A 17,782-nucleotide genomic window follows, 5' to 3' on the forward strand; every position below is an offset into this window, starting at 1 on the left:
TGCGACCGGAACGGTGATCAACGCAATCAGGAGGGGCCCTGATCGACCAGAAGTGGTGTCCGCGCCTTTTCGATCAGGCCTTGATCGGCCTCTTCGCCCGTGCCGAGATCCGTGGCCTGAACATCCCGACGTGCGAGCACAATCGCTCCAATCATCGCCATCAGGAGGAGAACGGAGGCGAGCTCAAAGGGCAGTAGATAGTCGGTGAAGAGATGCTCGCCGATCCGCTCAGTGGCTGCTTCGCCAATGGCCGCCGGGCCAGGAGTTGCCCATGGGGTGGTGACCACCACACGAACCAGCAAGGCAAAAAGGCCGGCACAGACCCCACCTGAGAGCAGACGCCGCGTTGACAACCCTGGAACTGGAGCGAGGTCTTCCCGTTTGTTCACGAGCATGATCGCGAACAGGATCAGCACGTTCACAGCACCCACGTAAACAAGCACCTGGGCTGCCGCCACAAAGCTTGCATTGAGAAGGAGATAGAGGCCGGCGACCGCCAGAAACACCCCGCCGAGCAGAAACGCGGAGTACACGATGTTGCTCAGCAGCACCACACCGAGGGCGCCAAGCACCACCACGGCCCCAAGAACAACAAAGCAAATCAGCTGGGTGGATGCCGCGATCGTCATTCGGCGCTCTCCTCCTTCGCGGGGGCAGACCCTGAGGATTCTCCCCCATCCCCTGCTCCTGAACCAGGATTGCTGGAGAGAGAAGCCAGGATCTGCTCAGGGAGCCGACCGGCTCGGGGTTGATCGGCAGGCACTCCGTGGGGATCCATGGCACCGGCAGGGAGATACCCCAGTTCTCGCAGGGGCTGAACGGAAGGATCGGTGGTGACGCTGGTGGGCAGGCGTCCGAGGGCCACGTTGTCGAAATTCAGGCTGTGACGATCAAAAGCCGCGAGCTCGTACTCCTCCGTCATCGACAGGCAATTGGTGGGGCAGTACTCCACGCAGTTGCCACAGAAAATACAAACCCCGAAATCGATCGAGTAGTTGCGCAGCTCTTTCTTCTTGGTCTCCTTGTTCATCACCCAGTCAACAACTGGGAGATTGATCGGACAGACCCGCACACACACCTCACAGGCGATGCACTTATCGAACTCGTAATGGATGCGGCCGCGGTACCGCTCCGACGGGATCAATTTCTCGTAGGGGTACTGGACCGTGACCGGTCTCCGCTTCATGTGGTCAAAAGTGACCGCCAAGCCCTGGGTGAGATTGCGGGCTGCATCCACCGCATCCCGGGTGTACTCGCCAACCTGCTTGAGAAATCCGAACATGGCCAGGGTGCCGTCAGAAGGTCATGATGCCGCGTCCAGCGGCGTGTTGTCTGGGGTGAGGCAACGGCTCAACCACCGAAAGCGACGGGGAACGCCAGCTTGAGAGCAGCCGTGACCAGGAGATTCACCAGGGAAAGGGGAAGCAGGAACTTCCAGCCGAGGTCGAGCAACTGGTCAATGCGCACCCGCGGAGTGGTCCAGCGCAGGAGAATGGCCAGGAACACAAGCAGATAGGCCTTGAGCACGGTCATGACGATGCCCACCGTGCCGGTGATCACTTGGACCAAAGGAGCATCAACCGACTGGCCGAGCCAGCCAGCCAGCCATTCGACCGGAATCGGGAAACCCCAACCACCCAGGTAGAGCACCGAAACCAACAGCGCCGAGAGCACGAGATTGATGTAGCTGCCCAGATAGAAGAGGGCAAATTTCATGCCCGCATATTCGGTCTGGTAGCCGGCCACCAGCTCCTCTTCCGCCTCCGGAAGGTCGAAGGGAAGACGCTCGCATTCCGCCAGGGCACAGATCCAGAAGATCAGAAAGCCAACGGGCTGACGCCAAACATTCCAGCTCAGAAGACCAGCTCCTGTCTGCTGGTCAACAATGTCGATGGTGCTGAGTGAGTTGCTCATCATCACCACCGCCAACACCGCCAGGGCGAGGGGAATCTCATAGCTGATCGACTGAGCAGCGGCCCTCAGACCGCCAAGAAGGGAATATTTGTTGTTGGACGCGTAGCCGCTCATCAGCAAACCGATCGGCTGCACGCTGCTCAAGGAGATCCAGAGAAAGATGCCGATGCCCACATTGCTGATCAGCAGGTTCTGACCGAAGGGCACGATCAGCCAGGAGAGAATGACCGGAACCACCACCAGCACAGGGCCAAGGGTGAAAAGCAGCCCATCGGCTCGGGAGGGAATGATGTCTTCCTTGACGAGAAGCTTCAGGCCATCAGCAAGGGGCTGAAGCACGCCGAGGGCTCCGGCGTACTCAGGACCGATCCGTTGCTGGACGGCGGCGGAGATCTTGCGCTCGAGCCACACGGTCACCAGCACGCCCACCACTGCAGCCACCAACACCAGCAGCATCGGCAGCGGCAACCAGAGCAGATGGGCGGCCTGCGGAGACAGGCCCAGACCCTGGAGTGTCTGACTGAAGCTGACCTCCAGATCCAGGCCCGGGCTCACCAGGGCCGGCGCAGTGGTGGCGAGAGGGATCACCATGTTCATGGGTGAGATGCCAGCAACTTAGGCGCCCGCAGCCGGAACACGACCTTCAGCGGGAAGCCACTGGCGCAGCGGCTGGCCGGTATAGATCTGCGAGGGACGGAAAATCCTGTTGGCGCCAAGCTGCTCGCGCCAGTGAGCGAGCCAACCGGCCACGCGGGCGATCGCAAAGACCGGCGTGAACAGATCGCGAGGAATCCCAAGCTTGCGGTAGACGAGCCCTGAATAGAAATCGACATTCGGATAAATCCCCTTGGGGCCGAGACGGCTCTCTGCAGCCGCCTCTAGCGCACGCGCCACGTTGTAGAGCTCATCGTGGCCGAATCGCGCAAACATCTCCTCTGCCAGGCCTTGAAGGATCACAGCGCGGGGATCCTTGACCCGGTATTCGCGGTGTCCAAATCCCATCACCTTGCGCTTCTTGGCAATGGCCGCGTCGAGATAGGTCGCCGCCTGGTCGGGCGTTCCGATCTCCTCGAGCATGGCGAGAACATCTTCATTCGCTCCCCCGTGGAGGGGACCGGCCAGCGTGCCGACGGCCGAGGCCACCACGGCATAGGGGTCAGTGAGAGTGCTGGCCGTCACCCGAGCGCTGAAGGTGCTGGCGTTGAGGCTGTGCTCGGCGTGGAGCATCAGGCAGCGGTCAAAGATCCGTGCTGCAAGCGGGTCCGGCTCCCGTTCAGTGAGCATGTAGAGGAAATTCGCCGAGTAGGCGAGGTCATCCCGGGGCTGGATCGGATCCTGGCCCTTCCGGATGAGCTGGAAGGCGGCCACCATCGTGGGAATCTTGGCGATCAGCCGCACCACCGCGTCGTAGATGTATTGCGGGTCATCGATGGCCCGACGTGAATAAAACAACCCCAGAGAGGCGGCACTGCTCTGCAGCGCATCCATCGGGTGGCCACTGGCGGGGAAGCACTTCATCATGTCGCGCACACGGAAGCTGACGCGCCGGTGCATCTGCACCTCTTCCTCGAAGTCGCGCAACTGCTGACTGGTGGGCAACTCTCCCCAGATCAGGAGATAGGTGGTTTCCAAGAACGTGCTCTTCACCGCCAACTCCTCGAGGGCGTATCCCCGGTAAGAGAGGCGACCGCGCTGACCATCGATATCGCAGATGGCCGACTGGGTGGCAGGCACACCCTCCAGACCTGGACGGAACACGATGCCCGTCTTGTCGTGACGGATCTCCTCAGCCTGGTTGTGTGCCACCTCCACTCCGCTGCTGAGGGCAACCTAAACCGAGCGGGGGAGAAGAAACCGTGGCCTCAGTAACGCCTCCAGCTGGGCTCCGGACCTGGCCTCAGCCGGCCCTGCCGGGATATGGAGATGGCAGAACCCGGCCTTGCGCAAGCGAATGCTTTGGTCTGGAGCACCGAGAAGCCTTGCTGCAAAGGCACTGAGATCAGGCTCATGACCAACGAGGAGGCAGCGGCCCTCCAGGCTTGGCAGCAGGGCATCGCAATCACCTCCAGGCATCAACCTCGACTCCAGCTGCAGCTCTGAAGCGAGACCAACCTGAAGAGCCAGCTCCGCTGTCTCCCGGGCCCGTCGAAAAGGGCTGCTGAGCAGGCGATCGGCGTTGAAACCCAGACTGCGCAGTCTGCGCAGCACCGCCAGGGTGCGCTGACGCCCTGGCGGGGTCAGGGCCCGTTCAGGATCATCCCGACCCGCAACGCGCTCCTCGGCAATGCCGTGACGGAGGAGGAACAGATCAAGCGAAGCTGAGCCGGGCACGGAAGCGCAGGGTGTCGCTGGCTTCAGCCTGATCACTGGCCGCTGGAATGTCAGCGGAAACAGCCTCTCCCGCGGAAACAGCCTCTCCTGCGGAAACAGCCTCTCCTGCGGAAACAGCCTCTCCTGCGGAAACAGCCATGGCCATGCCATGAACAGCCGGCAACAGGGAGCGACCGGCCACGGCCTGAAGAAGCGTCCAGGGGCGCCACTGCTGCAGTTGATCCCGAGCCCCCTGCTCAGCAAGGGCAAGCTGCTGCAACGAGGCCCCGTCGGCGGCAAGCGCCTCCAACTGATCGAGGCGTGGTTCAAGGGCTTTCTGATCCCTCCGCTGATGCAGCGCCTCGAGAGCGTTGCTCCACCAAGCGACTCCCGATTCCGACTCCAGGGCGACGGCGAGCTGGGCCTCGAGTGCCTCTTTGCCATGGCTGCGCTGCCGCTGCAGTTGCGTCCAGACGTTCAGGGATGCGGACTCACCAGGCAGGTTTGAGCGAACCAGTCCCTTCTGTTTCAGCTGCCCATCCACGGCCTGATCGTCGGGGCGACCATCGCGACTGGCTAGAAGCCAGCCATCGCTCAGATGCTCCCAGAGCAATGGGCCCTCATCGAGTTCGGCAATCACCTCCAGTGCGGGGGAACCGATCCGCTCCAGACGGCTGCGAAGGATCGGGCCCAGCCATTGGTCCAGAGGATCACTGACGTCGCTTTTGAGTAACTGGGCTGGTTTCTCCAGCAACGCCAAGGCATCCGCAGGCCCCCCTGAGGCCCGCAGCAGGGGAGCCGAAAGCTCCGCTGCCCCGAAACGCCGGATGACTGGCGAGCGGAAACGCAAACGGCCCTCCAACTGCAAATCGGCACGCTCGGGAACCAAGGCCGCCACCAGGCCCTCAAGATCCTTTCGCTGGGACAGTGCCGCAGGGAAACCAAGCCAGGTTTCCATGGCCGCCGGACTGGCCGTCAACAAGGCGACACCATGGCCCAGCTGCCGCAGCTGTCGGCTGAGCTCCTGATCACCGAGCTGATGGAGTTCATCAAGCTGAGATCCATCAAGGGCCTGCTCCAGCACCCCACGACCTGAGGCCAGAAGGAGCAGGTCATCGTCAATCAGTGCCGTGGCCAGGGGCTGTGGATCGCGTCCCAGCAAGGCCCCGCGACCGCTGATCACGCCAATACCTCGGTAACGGCTGATCTGGAGATCCGTGCCGGCCAGGCTGCGGGTCTGCCAAAAGCGCTGCAGAAAGCGCCGGGCACCATCGTCATCGCGGCTGGCCAGGGCCAACACCCATCCCATCGCACCCTCAGCACCAGCCGGTTCCAGCAGAGCCAGGCTCACCTGAGGGCCGAGCCAATCCGCCAATTCAGAGGTGTAATCAAGTCCTGCCAAGGCGAAAGCGCCATCACGAAGCTGCTCCATCCCCTCCCGAGCGGAGCGCCGCTGGCGAGTAGGGGCCACCGCTTGGGCATAGGCCGGAAGCCGCCCCGGATCCACCAACCAATGCAGGCTCAGGGTCGACTGCCTGGGCACAAAGCGTGCCGCTCGAGGCAGCTCAAGGGGCTGCTCGGCCAAGCGCAGCGGACTCTGCTGAACCATCGACCACCACAAGCCTGCAGCGGCTCCCAACAGGAGCACAACCGCAAGGACAACAGCGAGCAGGAAAGAGCGGGCCTTCATGGGCCGGCAACGGGGCACCTCCCGTCATCTTTATCCATCCAGCGTCCGATGCCAGGGGCTTGCAGAATCAAACAATGAGCAACGACATCGAAACCGGGGCTCCGAAGCCCCTCACGGCCAGCGATCTCCATCACTGGCTCCAGGAGGCCTCACCCCCCCTGCTGGTGGATGTGCGGGAACACAGCGAACTGGCCATCGCCCCCTTCCCAAGTCCGGTGCTCCATCTGCCCCTGAGCGAATCAGAGCAATGGATGGCGGAGCTCGAGACCAAGCTCGCAGGAGTGGAGGCCCTGGTGGTGATCTGCCATGCCGGCGTCCGCAGCTGGCACTTCGGCTGCTGGCTTCTGTCCAGAGATCCCCACCGCTCCGTCTGGAACCTGAGCGGTGGCATCGATGCCTGGAGTGTGACCGTGGACCCGAGGGTCCCTCGATACTGATCACCCCTGGCTGCTCCCTCCTGCTGAGGGGTTCATGACAGAACCGGCGGGGTGACCGCTCAGCCCCCGTACGATCGCATCGTTGAGCAAGAACCCTTGGAGACCCTCCCCAACCGACAACAGGAGGTTCTCCGGGCGACGGTCCATCACTACGTCGATACGATCGAGCCGGTCGGCAGCAGGACGCTCGTTCAGCGCTTCGGACTCAAAGCCAGCTCAGCCACGGTTCGCTCAGCGATGGGAGCACTGGAGCAGCGCGGGCTCCTGACACAGCCGCACACCTCTGCGGGCCGCGTGCCCAGCCCCAGCGGCTATCGCCATTACGTGAACTGCTTACTGCCGAAACCCGGTGTCGCGGCGCAGCATCTCGAACAGGAGCTCACCCAGCTGAGCCTCCGCTGGGCAGCCCTCGATGATCTGCTTCTTCAGATGGCACGTCGGCTGACCGACTTCACCGGCCTGATGAGCCTGATCACCAGACCGACGCGAGCGGAGCCAACCCTTCAGGCGGTGCGACTGGTGCGCAGCGGAGACAGGTTGCTGGTGATGCTGGTGGAAAACAGCAATCAAGCGAGCCACCTCAACCTGCGTCTCCCCCATAGAGCAGCCGATCAACTGGAGGCGATGGAGCACTGGACCAGCCATCAGCTGGAACAGCACGGTGACGGCAGCCTGGATTGGAGCAGCTTGCCGCTTCAACTCCAACCCTGCGGACGAGCCCTGCAGGACGCCATCAACAGCCATCAACGCCTGCAACGCCCTGCAGAAAGTGGCGCCCTTGTGCATGGGGTCTCTCGTCTGATCGCCCAACCGGAATTCAACGACAGCAGCCTGGTGCGCCCGCTGCTCGAATTAATCGACCAACGACCCGCAGCCGTCGTGCCTGGCGATCATCAAGCTCCTCAGGGGGTCTGGATCGGGCACGAACATCCGGAGGCGGCCCTCCAGTCTTTCTCGGTGGTCCAAGCCAGCTATCGGACTGGAGCCGACGGGATAGGCCAGGTGGCGCTAGTGGGCCCGATGCGTATGGCCTATGCCACCGCCAGAGCTGCAGCCCGTTCGGTCGCCAGAGCCTTAGAACGCTTGCTTAGCTGAGGGCACAGGCCTCAGCCTCCCAGGGCTTTGCCCAGCTTTTCGGCCACCGTATTCACATCCTTATCGCCGCGGCCGCTGCAGTTGAGCACCACTTCCGTTCCATCCGGCAAGGTCGGGCAGAGCTGTTCCAACCAGGCGAAGGCATGGGCGGTTTCCAGCGCAGGGATGATGCCCTCCAGCTGACTGACCAGCTGAAGCGCCGTCAGGGCCTCCGCATCGGTGACAGCACCGTATTCCGCCCGGCCGATCTCGCGCAGGTAGCTGTGCTCGGGGCCCACACCGGGATAATCGAGACCGGCGCTGATGGAGTGCGCTTCCTGCACCTGCCCCTCGCTGTCCTGCAGCAGCAGGCTCATGGCCCCGTGCAGCACACCCACCCGGCCTTCGGTGATGGTGGCCGCATGCCGCCCTGTGGCCACGCCATCACCAGCAGCCTCCACACCAACCAAGCGCACGCCTTTGTCCTGAACAAAGGGATGAAACAGCCCCATGGCATTGGAGCCGCCACCCACACAAGCCACCAGAACATCTGGCAAGCGACCGAAGGCCTCATGACATTGACGCTTGGCTTCCTCGCCAATCACGGCGTGGAAATCGCGCACCAACATTGGGTAAGGGTGGGGTCCGGCCACCGAACCGAGGATGTAATGGGTGCTCTCCACGTTGGTGACCCAATCTCGAATGGCTTCGCTGGTCGCGTCCTTAAGCGTTGCGGTACCAGCCGTCACCGGTTGCACGGTTGCGCCGAGGAGCCGCATGCGGAAGACATTGAGCGCCTGACGTCGCATGTCTTCAGCACCCATGTAGACAACGCACTCCAGGCCGAAACGGGCACAAACCGTTGCCGTTGCCACCCCGTGCTGCCCGGCACCCGTCTCTGCGATCACCCGTTTTTTGCCCATACGCAGCGCAAGCAGGGCCTGGCCCAAAGCGTTGTTGATCTTGTGAGCGCCGGTGTGATTCAGGTCTTCCCGCTTGAGCCAAATCCTGGGACCACCATCGGCGCGGCGGTAATGGGCCGTCAGCCGTTCGGCCTCATACAACGGGGTCGCCCGCCCCACGTAATTGCGTAGCAGCCGGTCTAATTCGGCAGTGAACGCCGGATCCCTCCAGGCCTCAGCAGCGGCGGCCTCCAGTTCCGCCAGAGCCGGCATCAACGTTTCAGGCACATACTGGCCGCCATACCGCCCGAAGCGTCCGCGATCGGTGGGCCTAGCGCTGACGGCCAGATCCGCATCGGTGGGCTGAGAAGGCAGAGTGCTGGTCACAGAGCAACCGACCGCGTCTGCGGCCGCTGAAGCGTGGGATCAGCGTAAGCAGGCGGACACACGATGCCGCGAGTCGCCGAAAGACGGCTCTCTCGACGGCTCGCTGTCAGGCGCGGAAACGGCAGGATGGATGAGATCGCGGAATCGCAATGCCGAAGGGTGGCTGGCAGGAATTCAGCAGCGCCGAGAGCCTTCAACGCCCCACCGGCCCAACGGCCGCACCGACCCCGAAGGCTCAGCAGATGGTGCGGGTGCAGCCCACCCGCGGCGGTCGGGGCGGCAAAACCGTCACGGTGATTCGTGGTCTTGAACTGGATGCCGCCGGCTTCAAGACTCTGCTCAAAAAACTCAAGGGCCGGATCGGCAGTGGCGGCACAGCGAAAGATGGCTTGGTGGAACTACAGGGGGATCAGGTGGACGTGGTCCTCGAGCTGCTCAGCCAAGAGGGTTACCGGCCGAAACGCGCCGGCGGCTGACGCCGCTGAGGGAGCTCTAACGGGCTGATGGAGAATGGCGAGCCAACCGGATCTGCCTGCCGCCCATGTCTGCCTCGCCTACCTATGGCCAGCTCACCAACCAGGGCGCATCCACCAACATCGCTTGGCACCACGCCTCCGTGGATCGAGCAGCCCGTGCCGAACAGCGCGGACATCGCAGTGCAATCCTCTGGTTCACCGGTCTGAGCGGTGCCGGGAAGAGCACCTTGGCCAATGCGGTGAATCAGGCCCTGTTCGAACGGGGGCTGGCCACCTACGTGCTGGATGGTGACAACATCCGCCATGGCCTCTGCAAGGACCTCGGCTTTTCTGATGCGGACCGAGAGGAGAACATCCGCCGCATTGGCGAAGTGGCCAAGTTGTTCCTCGATGCGGGTGTGGTGGTGCTCACCGCCTTCGTTTCACCCTTCCGGGCCGATCGCGACAAGGCCCGCGCCCTGGTGGAGGACGGCGACTTCATTGAAATCTTCTGCGCCGCCGATCTGACAGTCTGCGAGCAGCGGGACACCAAGGGGTTGTATGCCAAAGCCCGTGCTGGAGAAATCAAGGAATTCACCGGCATTTCCAGCCCCTATGAAGCACCCGAAAAGCCAGAGCTGAAGGTCGACACCGGCAGCAGCGACCTGGAGGCCTGCGTCGATCAGGTGGTAACTCATCTGATCAGCCTGGGCGTGATTCCGGCGAAGTCCTGAGCTCCACCCAGGCATCGAGAAGAGTCTTGGAGCAGCTGGCCACGGGAACGGCCAGCAGCAGCCCCAGCAATTCACCCAGCCCCAGCAGATCGCCAGCTCTGGCACCCAACGGCAGGGCGATCAGCAACCAGGCGGGCTGCAAACCAACGATGCTTCCCATCAGACGGGGTTGGATGACCTGATCCACGATCTGACCGACACCGATAGCCGCGGCCAGGATCTCCAAACCGGTGCGGGGGTCCTGCACCGCCAGTAGTGCACTCACGGCAACGATGGTGAGGGCGCTGGCATAGGGAATCAGGGTCGTCAGGCCGATCAAAACGGCAAAAAGCACGCCGTAGGGAATGGACAGCAACGTGAAGACAAGGATCTGCCCGGCACTGAGAATGAGTGCCAGCAGCACCTGGCCGCCGAAATAACCACGAAAGGTGCGCGTGATCGTGCGAATCACCAGGGCACGCCACGGCTCAGGCAACCAGCGAGCGAGCCCGGCGGTGATCGCATCGCCCCCCAGCAGAAAGAACACGGCCAGCACCAGAACGATCACTGTGTTGATCGTGGTGCCGAGCGTCGCCCCGAGAATTCCCAGCAAGCGCTGACTCAACTGACTCGCCACCCGGCTGACACGCGTCAGCAGATCGCTGCTCAGATCACCAAACTCACTGGGCAACCCACGCGAGGCGGCCCAATCCTGCAAACCGCTGATCCAGGCTTCCGCCTGCACCAACCAGCTCGGCAGGGCATTGATCAGCTGCGCCAGCTGATCAATCAACCGGGGAACCAGGGTGACCCCAGCGAGACCAAGGGCTCCGACGGTGACCAGGGTGACCAGCAGGATCGCCACCCATCGGGGCAGACCGCGGCGACTGAGCCAGCGACAGGGAATATCCAGCAGAAAGGCAATCAGAGCCGAGGTCAGAAACAGCCCCGGAAATGGCGCCAGAGGCAGCAGTAACTGCCTCAGAACGTAGAGATTGAGGGTCAGCAGCGGCAGAGCAAGACCCCATCGCAACCAGCTCGGCCAAGCCATGAGAGAACGCACCTGCGGCCATTGTGTGGGGATCGGCCAAGCGCTGACTGCTTGGGTCAGCGGCCCGCCATCCCTTCCAGGTAGCGGCTCGATCCGATCGCCTGAAGCCGGGCATCCTTGCCGGTGACCATCTCGTGCAGTTCCTGGCGATAGGTGGCCAGTCGCTCCGCCAGGGCTTCGTCGGCGGTGGCAAGAATTTGAGCCGCTAGCAAGCCGGCATTGAGCCCCCCTCCGATCGCCACCGTGGCCACCGGAATCCCTCCTGGCATCTGCACGATCGAATGCAGGGAATCCACCCCGGAGAGCGCCCGGCTCTGCACCGGCACGCCGATCACAGGGAGGGTTGTGAGCGCGGCAACCATCCCGGGCAGATGGGCAGCACCACCAGCACCGGCCACGATCACCTTGAGGCCCTGGCCTCGAGCCTGCTGCGCGAAGGTCACCATCTCCAAAGGTGTGCGATGGGCGGAGAGCACACGCACCTCAACCGCCACTCCCAACTGCTCCAACGCCTCAACGGCTGGCTGAAGGGTGGGCAGATCGGAATCACTACCCATGATCACCGCCACCTGGGGTGCGACTGAAGGCATGGTGCTGGCGCAAGAAAGCGAGACTGTCATCGTCCCGCACGAACCGCTGGCAGTCACCTGGCATGGATCGGATCACCAACGTGCGTTTGCCCCAGCGACCGGGCCGTGATGACCGGCCTGGTCTGTGGTGGATGGAGTTAGATGACGACAGGCTCATCCTCGAGCTTGGCCGAATGCCGGAACGAGGCGCCATGGAGGGCCAGAACTGGCGAGGCGACTGGCTGAGTCCGATGGGGATCGACCTTCAGATCAACGGCGGACTTGGCCTGGCATTCCCCGAACTCACCGAGAAAGACCTTCCCAGACTGCTCCAATTACTGGATCAGCTCTGGTTGGACGGGGTGGAAGCGATTGCTCCGACCCTGGTGACCTGTGGCATTGAACCGCTACGCGAGGCCCTATCGGTGCTTCGGACGGCGAGGAACGAGGAACATCCGAACCGCTGCAGGCTTCTGGGAGCCCATCTCGAAGGCCCCTTCCTGGCCGAGGCGCGCCGAGGCGCCCATCCCCTTGAGCATCTCTGCAAGCCCAGCCTGGAGGCCCTTGAACACAGGATCAAAGGCTTCGAGCATGAGATCGCCTTGGTCACCCTGGCCCCGGAGCTCAAGGGATCGGAGCCGGTCATCGAGCGGCTCCGATCCCTTGGCATCACCGTGGCGCTGGGGCATAGCGCCGCCAACGCCAAGGAGGCGACGGCGGCCTATGCGCTTGGGGTCGGGATGCTGACCCACAGTTTCAATGCCATGCCAGGACTGCATCACCGTGCGCCGGGCCCCCTGGGTGCGGCCTGTCGTCAGGGCGGCATTGCTCTGGGGCTGATCGCCGACGGGGTGCATGTGGACCCGACGATGGCCGTGCTTCTGCAACGGCTTGCCGGAGATCAGCTGGTGCTGGTGAGCGATGCCCTGGCGCCCTATGGCCTCGCCGATGGCCAGCATCGATGGGATGAACGGGTGCTGCTGGTGGAGAACGGCACCTGCCGGCTCGAAGACGGCACCCTGGCTGGCGTCACCCTCCCCCTGCTGGAGGGGGCCCGCAGACTCGCCCGCTGGAGCGGAGATCCCGATGGGGCGATCTGGGCCGCAACCCGTGCTCCCCGCGAGGTCCTGGAAGCACCGGAAGCCTGGGACACGCTTCTGCTTCATCACCCCCTCCAGGCTTGTCTGCGCTGGAGCCTGCAGGAGGATGGGGACCTGCACTGGCAACACGCTGCTTAGGATCCCGCCGACCCATCCACTCCTCCCCATGGCTCCCGTGCAACGCCTGAATGACACCCAGGCCGAGAAGCAGGAGGTGAAGGGCTACTTCGAGACCACAGGCTTTGATCGCTGGAACCGCATCTACAGCGAATCGGACGATGTGAACAAAGTGCAGCGCAACATCCGCATCGGTCACCAGAAAACCGTCGACGAGGTGCTCAGCTGGATCCAAGAGAGCGGAGACCTGCAGGACGTGAGCTTCTGCGATGCCGGCTGTGGGGTGGGCAGCCTCAGCTTGCCTCTGGCAGCACTGGGGGCGGGCTCGATCAGCGCCAGTGACATCTCCGAGGCGATGGCCAAGGAAGCAGAACGCCGCGCTCGCGAAGCCGGGCTCGACATGGGAAGGCTTCAGTTCAGTGCAAGTGATCTAGAAAGCATCAGCGGCTCCTTTCACACCGTCTGCTGCCTGGATGTCTTCATCCATTACCCGCAGCCTGCTGCAGAAGAGATGGTGAAACACCTCTGCGGCCTCGCCGAGCAGCGATTAATCGTGAGCTTTGCGCCCTACACGCCCCTGCTGGCGCTACTCAAGGGGATTGGCCAACTGTTTCCAGGCCCCAGCAAAACCACCCGCGCGTACACCCTCAAAGAGGACGGCATCGTGCGCGCAGCTGCGGCCTGCGGCTTCCAACCCATGCGCCGGAGTCTCAACAAAGCACCGTTCTATTTCTCAAGGCTGATCGAGTTCCGCAGAGCCTGAGCTCACACCCAGGCGGTCGGCGCTTCAAGGGCCAGCACGCCAGAAGCGCTCGCCAACTCAAGCTTCCAGGCGTGCAAGCAGTAACCGCCATCACCAGGTGTGGCATCAGCGGAGATCCGCCGTTCCAGGCGATAGAGCGGATCTCCCAGCAGCGGACTCCCGATCTGAGCCAGATGGATCCGGATCTGATGGGGTCGCCCCGTGCTGATCGTGACCTCGAGCAGATCTCCTTTGGCCTGGCGATCAAGCAAGCGCAGCTGGGAGTGGGCTGAGAGCCGCTTGCGGACCGGCTCATCCACCCAAGGGAGCGGCCCCCAAATCCAGCCCAAGAGCGGATGCTCACGTTCCACAACGTCGGTATCAACCTCCAGGGTCTGGCCAAACTCAAGACCTTCCACCCGTCGGGCCCAAGCCTGGTAAGTCTTGCGGCAGCTGCCTTCGGGCCTGAATTGCCTGGAGAGCACTGCCCGTGTGGCTGGTTCACGGGCACAGACCTGCAAGCCCGAGGTGAAACGCCCCAGTCGGTGCACTGGCTTGGGCACCAGGGCCTCTCCCCGTTCCCGGCTGCGTTGCACCAGCTGATGGCTGAGGGTGTGGAGCAGGAAGCCTCCACCAGGCATCACCGGAAGCCCCGAGGGTTTATTGATCACCAGCAAATCACCGTTGTCATGGATGGTGTTCCACTGTTCGGGGACAGCGGGCTCGCGCCAAGGCGGCCGCCGCCACTCAATCCGGTCTCCGTTGGCGACCACTGCATCAGCCCAAAGCACCTGGCCATTGAGGCTGAGCTCCCCAAGCTGGAGGCGCTCCAGCCAAAGCTGAACGGGCGAATGGCGATGGCGAGCCGAGAGCACGGCACTGAGAAGTTGCCCGGACTGATCAACACCAACCCGGTCGCGATAGATCCAGCCTTGATTCAGGGCCGCCTCCCGCCAGCCGAGCGGCGCAGGTCCGATCAATCGACCAGGCGATGCTGCAAAGCGAAGCGGACCAGCTCCGTGCGACTGGACGTACCGGTTTTGATGAACAGCCGGCTGACGTATTTCTCGACGTTGCGGATCGAGGTTTCCAGCTGACGGGCAATCTCCTTGTTCATCAGCCCTTCGGCCACGAGCTGCAGCACGCTGGCCTCCCGCGGAGTGAAGCTCAGCTGCGGCGCCTCGGCCGCCGCCGCGGCATCGGCAGCAGAGCCGGTGAGCATCGAGCGGATCTCGTTGATCTGACGGGCCATCTGGCCCACATCCGCATCGGCGAACCGCGCCGCTTCAGTCAGCAGGCGATCCTGACGGCGCACCACATTGCGAACCCGCGCAACGAGCTCATCGGGGTCGAAGGGCTTGGGAATGTAGTCGTCAACGCCGGCCAAGTATCCCTGGGTGCGGTCCGCCGTCATGCCCTTGGCGGTGAGGAAAATCACGGGTGTGCCCCCCAGGCGTTCGTCCTCCCGCATGCGACGCAGCAGGCCGTAGCCATCACAGCGGGGCATCATCACGTCGCTGATCACGAGATCGGGGAGCAGCTGCTGGGCCTTGCTGAAGCCCTCCTCACCATCCACTGCCGTGGTCACGTCGAACCCCTCGTCTTCCAGGTAAGCCTGCACAGCAGTGCGCAAACCCGGCTCATCGTCCACCAAGAGCAGACGAGGGACCGGCTGGTCGACATCAGCCGCCGGTGCTGGCTCCTGATCGGCTGGACGGGAAGTCGTCATGGCCCGGGATCGATCTGGCGGAAATCTAGAAGCGTCAGGGCGATGGGACACGCAGGGTCTCGATCGTCTCGACCAGGAGGCCGCTGTAGCCAAGCTCCCGGGCCTTGGTCGACAACGTGGCAGGGTCCTGACCCGCCTGGGAAGGCACACAGGCCGCCCACCACACCAGATGGTTCTCGCGATTCGCGGCTGTGATCGGGCCGCCGGGATTGAGCCTGCGGATGTAGATCGCGTCGTTGTCACGGGTCACCCTCAACGGGGATGTCCTGCTGCAGTTCACCGATTCGCTGGGCACCACGAGATTGTCGGGATATTCCTTCCAGAGCTTGTAACGGCGCAGATCCGGATCACTGGCATCCCCCTTGATGGCGTAAATCGCCAGGGTGTAGGTGCCACCACCTATCGATTTGGTTTCGAGGACGGTCATGTCGGATGGCCGCATGCGCTTCATCTGCTCCAGCAGCTCCTCCCGCTCGATCGCGCGTGCTGGCAGGGTGGTGATCGCCGCAAGTGATGCGGTCAAGCCCAGACTGAGGACGCTGAGTAAGGCGCGCATTCAAAGCAGGAGCAAACGTCTCACCATGCTGCCAAGCCCAACCAGAAGCCAGCCGATTTGTCTCGACCACCAGGCCACCACACCCTGCGCATCGGAGGTGGTGGAAGCGATGGCTCCCTGGTGGACAGAACAATGGGGCAATCCCTCGAGTCGGCAGCACCGGCTCGGCCTCACAGCCTCTGCGGCTGTGGCAGAGGCCCGCGATCGACTCGCTCGGATACTCGCCGTAGAGAGCGAGCGGGTGGTCTTCACTAGTGGTGCCACGGAAGCCAACAACCTCGCTCTCCTGGGTCATGCCCGGGGCAGGGCCCGCCAACGGGGCGGCCCTGGGCATCTAATCAGCGTGTGCACAGAGCACCATGCGGTGCTGGATCCCCTGCAGCAGCTCACAGAGGAGGGCTTCCGGCTCACCCTGCTCCAGCCAGATCCTGATGGGCTGGTGTCTCCGGAAGAACTGAAAGCGGCAATCCGCGATGACACCCTGCTGGTGAGCGTGATGGCGGCCAACAACGAGATCGGCGTGCTCCAACCTCTCGCTGCCCTGTCACGCCTTTGTCGGGAGCATGGCATCACCCTGCACAGCGATGCGGCCCAGGCTTTCGGAAACCTGCCCTTCGAACCGGATGCGCTCGGCGTCGACCTGGTCAGCCTGAGCGCCCACAAGATCTATGGCCCCAAAGGGATTGGGGCCCTGGTGCTGCGGCCTGAGCTAGCGATCCAACCCCTGATGTTTGGCGGTGGCCAAGAACAGGGGCTACGCCCTGGCACCCTTCCGGTGCCACTCATCGTTGGCTTCGCACGGGCGGCGGAACTAGCGATCAGCGATCGATTGGAACGGAGACAGCGGCTCCGGCTTCTTCGCGATCGGCTTTGGAGCGGTCTGCAAGCAGCGGTGCCTGACCTGCTCTGCAATGGCTCGATGGAGCACCGGCTGGATCACAACCTGAACATCACGATCCCTGGCGTGAGCGGGAGCCGCCTCCATCAGGAACTGCGTCGCCTGGTCACCTGCAGCAGCGGCTCGGCCTGCAGCCGGGGCACCCCATCCCACGTCCTGCTGGCCTTGGGACGCAGCCGCAAGGAGGCGGAGGCCTCCCTGCGCCTCAGCCTCGGACGCCAGACCAGCAGCGAAGACATCGATCGAGCGATCGCCGCCATCAGCACAGTCACCCAGACATTGCGATCAAGCTCGGGTATCGGAAACCCCTGAAAAAATCGGTCAAAGCGGCTACCTTCCGGCCAGAACCGTCCCATCCAGATCATGACCGACACGCCCAGCAGCAGCAGGCTGCATGTTCTGAAAGCCGTTGAGGACGGCTGGAATGCCTTCACCAAGGCACCCTGGCCTTTCATTCTCTACACCCTGCTGGTGGGTGTGCTCTCGCTGATCTTTCAAGCGATCGGCAATGCGGCCACCGGCGGCGGCAGCAACACAACCCTCGGCATCGGTGGCGTGATCCTCACGATCGTTGCAGTGGTGGGCTCCTGGATCGTGAGCCTCTGGGGTGTCACCGGCATGGTGCGCGGCTCCTGGATCGCCCTGGATGGTCGCAAACCCGCCTTCGCAGAGTTCACCCGTTGGGATGGCGCCGCAGCCTCCCGACTGTTCGTGCGCTCGATCGCCCTGACCATCTTGTTCCTGGTGATTGCCATCATCTGTGGCCTGGTGGGCTTTGGCCTGGCTCAGCTCAATCAGGTCCTGATCTGGATTCCAGCCGTTGTGGCTCTGATCCTGTTCATCTATCTCAGCGTCAATCAGAAATTCCTGCCCTACGTCGCCTTGCTCGAGCAACGCGGCCCGTTTGACACCGTTCAGCGCGGTCGTGATGTGGTCGATCCCTCCTGGTGGTGGGTGGTTCTTCTGCTGATTGTGGATGCCGTCATCATCATCATTGGCGCTCTGCTGTGTGGCGTGGGCCTGCTCGTGGCCGCTCCGGTGGTGGCCTGCATTACCACTGCGGCCTACCGCCAACTGTTCGGCAACGAAGACCAGACCGGCCTGTTCAACGGGAACTGATCCGCATACGGCCTACGCG

General features: G+C 63.1%; 20 protein-coding genes. 8 read left to right on the top strand and 12 right to left on the bottom strand.

Translation table 11 applies throughout. The annotated features are described in order from the left end of the window. Positions 1-26 precede the first annotated feature (26 nt). The 6 genes from CWE16_RS00250 to CWE16_RS00275 form a co-directional block, all read right to left on the bottom strand. Positions 27-629, bottom strand: a complete 603-nt coding sequence (locus CWE16_RS00250; protein WP_131454915.1) for an NADH-quinone oxidoreductase subunit J — start codon at positions 627-629, stop codon at positions 27-29. Continuing rightward, complete coding sequence (gene ndhI / locus CWE16_RS00255) at positions 626-1,282, bottom strand: NAD(P)H-quinone oxidoreductase subunit I (protein ID WP_131592048.1); 657 nt, start codon at positions 1,280-1,282, stop codon at positions 626-628. The genes CWE16_RS00250 and ndhI overlap by 4 nt, the downstream gene beginning before the upstream one ends. 68 nt (positions 1,283-1,350) lie before the next feature. Further along, positions 1,351-2,469, bottom strand: coding sequence for an NADH-quinone oxidoreductase subunit NuoH (gene nuoH / locus CWE16_RS00260; RefSeq protein WP_201737950.1), 1,119 nt, complete (start codon positions 2,467-2,469; stop codon positions 1,351-1,353). A gap of 60 nt (positions 2,470-2,529) precedes the next feature. Further along, positions 2,530-3,720, bottom strand: a complete 1,191-nt coding sequence (locus CWE16_RS00265; protein WP_131592052.1) for a citrate synthase — start codon at positions 3,718-3,720, stop codon at positions 2,530-2,532. A gap of 24 nt (positions 3,721-3,744) precedes the next feature. Continuing rightward, positions 3,745-4,245 carry a SixA phosphatase family protein gene (locus CWE16_RS00270; RefSeq protein ID WP_131592054.1) on the bottom strand — a complete coding sequence of 167 codons (501 nt, stop codon included), beginning with the start codon at positions 4,243-4,245 and terminating at the stop codon, positions 3,745-3,747. Beyond that, positions 4,223-5,914, bottom strand: coding sequence for a DUF3352 domain-containing protein (locus CWE16_RS00275; protein ID WP_131592056.1), 1,692 nt, complete (start codon positions 5,912-5,914; stop codon positions 4,223-4,225). Before CWE16_RS00275 ends, CWE16_RS00270 begins: the two co-directional genes overlap by 23 nt. A gap of 74 nt (positions 5,915-5,988) precedes the next feature. Here CWE16_RS00275 and CWE16_RS00280 point away from each other — a divergent pair, with 74 nt between their 5' ends. Together CWE16_RS00280 and CWE16_RS00285 are read left to right on the top strand one after the other, a co-directional pair. Continuing rightward, positions 5,989-6,351: a rhodanese-like domain-containing protein gene (locus CWE16_RS00280; protein ID WP_131454921.1), complete on the top strand. Its 363-nt coding sequence runs from the start codon at positions 5,989-5,991 to the stop codon at positions 6,349-6,351. A gap of 96 nt (positions 6,352-6,447) precedes the next feature. Then, positions 6,448-7,446 carry an HrcA family transcriptional regulator gene (locus tag CWE16_RS00285; RefSeq protein ID WP_131592058.1) on the top strand — a complete coding sequence of 333 codons (999 nt, stop codon included), beginning with the start codon at positions 6,448-6,450 and terminating at the stop codon, positions 7,444-7,446. An 11-nt stretch (positions 7,447-7,457) separates the two neighbouring features. Here CWE16_RS00285 and trpB read toward each other — a convergent pair whose 3' ends face one another. Beyond that, a complete protein-coding gene (gene trpB / locus CWE16_RS00290) occupies positions 7,458-8,714 on the bottom strand; it encodes a tryptophan synthase subunit beta (RefSeq protein ID WP_131454923.1) in 1,257 nt (418 codons plus the stop codon). A gap of 149 nt (positions 8,715-8,863) precedes the next feature. Here trpB and CWE16_RS00295 point away from each other — a divergent pair, with 149 nt between their 5' ends. Next, a complete protein-coding gene (locus CWE16_RS00295; RefSeq protein ID WP_131592060.1) occupies positions 8,864-9,190 on the top strand; it encodes a translation initiation factor in 327 nt (108 codons plus the stop codon). A gap of 65 nt (positions 9,191-9,255) precedes the next feature. Next, on the top strand, positions 9,256-9,903 hold the full coding sequence (cysC, locus tag CWE16_RS00300) for an adenylyl-sulfate kinase (protein WP_131592062.1): 648 nt from the start codon (positions 9,256-9,258) through the stop codon (positions 9,901-9,903). Here the strand turns inward: cysC and CWE16_RS00305 are convergent. Both CWE16_RS00305 and purE read right to left on the bottom strand, forming a co-directional pair. Continuing rightward, the gene (locus CWE16_RS00305; protein WP_131592064.1) at positions 9,872-10,933 is read right to left on the bottom strand and encodes an AI-2E family transporter; all 1,062 of its coding nucleotides are present in this window, start codon (positions 10,931-10,933) and stop codon (positions 9,872-9,874) included. The genes cysC and CWE16_RS00305 overlap by 32 nt on opposite strands. Before the next feature lie 56 nt (positions 10,934-10,989). Continuing rightward, the gene (gene purE, locus CWE16_RS00310; RefSeq protein ID WP_131592066.1) at positions 10,990-11,523 is read right to left on the bottom strand and encodes a 5-(carboxyamino)imidazole ribonucleotide mutase; all 534 of its coding nucleotides are present in this window, start codon (positions 11,521-11,523) and stop codon (positions 10,990-10,992) included. 62 nt (positions 11,524-11,585) lie between these two features. Here purE and CWE16_RS00315 point away from each other — a divergent pair, with 62 nt between their 5' ends. Further along, the gene (locus CWE16_RS00315; protein ID WP_131592068.1) at positions 11,586-12,740 is read left to right on the top strand and encodes an N-acetylglucosamine-6-phosphate deacetylase; all 1,155 of its coding nucleotides are present in this window, start codon (positions 11,586-11,588) and stop codon (positions 12,738-12,740) included. A gap of 28 nt (positions 12,741-12,768) precedes the next feature. Continuing rightward, positions 12,769-13,482: a magnesium protoporphyrin IX methyltransferase gene (bchM, locus tag CWE16_RS00320; protein ID WP_131592070.1), complete on the top strand. Its 714-nt coding sequence runs from the start codon at positions 12,769-12,771 to the stop codon at positions 13,480-13,482. Between the two features lie 2 nt (positions 13,483-13,484). Here bchM and CWE16_RS00325 read toward each other — a convergent pair whose 3' ends face one another. The 3 genes from CWE16_RS00325 to CWE16_RS00335 are packed head-to-tail and all read right to left on the bottom strand — an operon-like array spanning position 13,485 to position 15,746. After that, positions 13,485-14,441, bottom strand: coding sequence for a pseudouridine synthase family protein (locus CWE16_RS00325; RefSeq protein WP_236629483.1), 957 nt, complete (start codon positions 14,439-14,441; stop codon positions 13,485-13,487). Then, complete coding sequence (locus CWE16_RS00330; protein ID WP_236629484.1) at positions 14,438-15,190, bottom strand: response regulator transcription factor; 753 nt, start codon at positions 15,188-15,190, stop codon at positions 14,438-14,440. Before CWE16_RS00330 ends, CWE16_RS00325 begins: the two co-directional genes overlap by 4 nt. Positions 15,191-15,224: 34 nt before the next feature. Beyond that, positions 15,225-15,746, bottom strand: a complete 522-nt coding sequence (locus CWE16_RS00335; RefSeq protein WP_131592072.1) for a hypothetical protein — start codon at positions 15,744-15,746, stop codon at positions 15,225-15,227. Between the two features lie 25 nt (positions 15,747-15,771). Between CWE16_RS00335 and CWE16_RS00340 the strand changes: the two genes are divergently transcribed. Both CWE16_RS00340 and CWE16_RS00345 read left to right on the top strand, forming a co-directional pair. Continuing rightward, positions 15,772-16,956, top strand: coding sequence for a cysteine desulfurase family protein (locus tag CWE16_RS00340; protein WP_131592074.1), 1,185 nt, complete (start codon positions 15,772-15,774; stop codon positions 16,954-16,956). Between the two features lie 51 nt (positions 16,957-17,007). Then, positions 17,008-17,763, top strand: a complete 756-nt coding sequence (locus CWE16_RS00345) for a hypothetical protein (RefSeq protein WP_131592076.1) — start codon at positions 17,008-17,010, stop codon at positions 17,761-17,763. Positions 17,764-17,782: the final 19 nt, after the last annotated feature.

Source organism: Synechococcus sp. BS55D, assembly GCF_004332415.1.
Lineage (GTDB): Bacteria > Cyanobacteriota > Cyanobacteriia > PCC-6307 > Cyanobiaceae > Synechococcus_C.